The organism is Mycobacterium sp. IDUB_5, assembly GCF_055419565.1.
On record NZ_JBVAXX010000012.1, the window covers coordinates 1 to 1,277 of the forward strand.

The 1,277-nt window shown below is 66.5% G+C and carries 1 protein-coding gene; it reads left to right on the plus strand.

The window, feature by feature from the left end:
• On the plus strand, window positions 1-1,277 hold a 1,277-nt coding region (locus tag ACZY1G_RS27780), incomplete at both ends, for an amino acid adenylation domain-containing protein (RefSeq protein WP_463824158.1).

Genomic DNA, 1,277 nt, shown 5'->3' on the forward strand with positions numbered 1-1,277 from the left:
ATCCAACTACCCCGATCCCTCGAGTTGATCGTGGCCCTGATCGCCACCACCAAAACCGGCGCAGCATTCCTACCCCTGGACCCCGACTACCCCCCAGCACGCCGCGATCACATGATCACCGACGCTACGCCGGCGGTCGTGCTCACCGACACAGACGACATCGTTGCCGCACAACACGACCCACAACCCACACCCCTACCCCCAGTACACCCCCACACCGCGGCCTACATCCTCTACACCTCCGGAACCACCGGCACCCCCAAAGGCGTCGTCATCCCCCACACCGCCATCACCAACCGCATCACCTGGCTCCAACACACCTACCCCCTCGACGCCACCGACCGCATGCTCGTCAAAACCCCCATCAGCTTCGACACCTCCGTCTGGGAAGTGTTCTGGCCCCTAGCCGCCGGAGCCACCGCCGTCATCGCCCACCCCGACGGACACCGCGACCCCCACTACCTCACCCACACCATCACCACCCACCACATCACCGCCATCGACTTCGTCCCCTCCATGCTCGACGTCTTCCTCGACGAACCCACCATCACCACCTGCACCACCCTCACCCGCGTCACCGTCGGCGGCGAAGCCCTCACCAACACCCTCCTGCGCCGCTTCCACCACCACTTCCCCCACACACCCCTGCACAACCTCTACGGCCCCACCGAAACCGCCGTCGACATCCTCGGCTGGACCTCCCACAACACCGACCACGACGGCCCCGTCGCCCTGGGCACCCCCGGCGCCAACACCACCGCCCACGTCCTCGACGACTACCTCAACCCCGTCCCCGACAACACCCCCGGCGAGCTCTACCTCGCCGGCACCCAACTCGCCCACGGCTACCTCAACCAACCCCACCTCACCGCAACACGATTCATCGCACACCCCCACGAACCCGGCACCCGCATGTACCGCACCGGCGACCTCGTCCGCTGGCGCAACACCCCCACCGGCACACCCGTGCTCGACTACCTCGGCCGCACCGACGACCAAATCAAACTCCGCGGCATCCGCATCGAACCCACCGACATCGCCACCACCCTCACCCAACACCCCACCATCACCACCACCCACATCACCGTCCACAACAACCGACTCATCGCCTACTACGTCGCTGATGCGTCGGCCGATCCCGTCGATTCGGACACGTTGCGCGCCTTCGTCTCACGGAGGTTGCCCAGCCACATGGTGCCCGCGGCGTTCGTCAGGGTCGACGCCTTCCCCCTCACCCCCAGCGGAAAGCTCGACCGCAAGGCCCTACCCGACCCGGT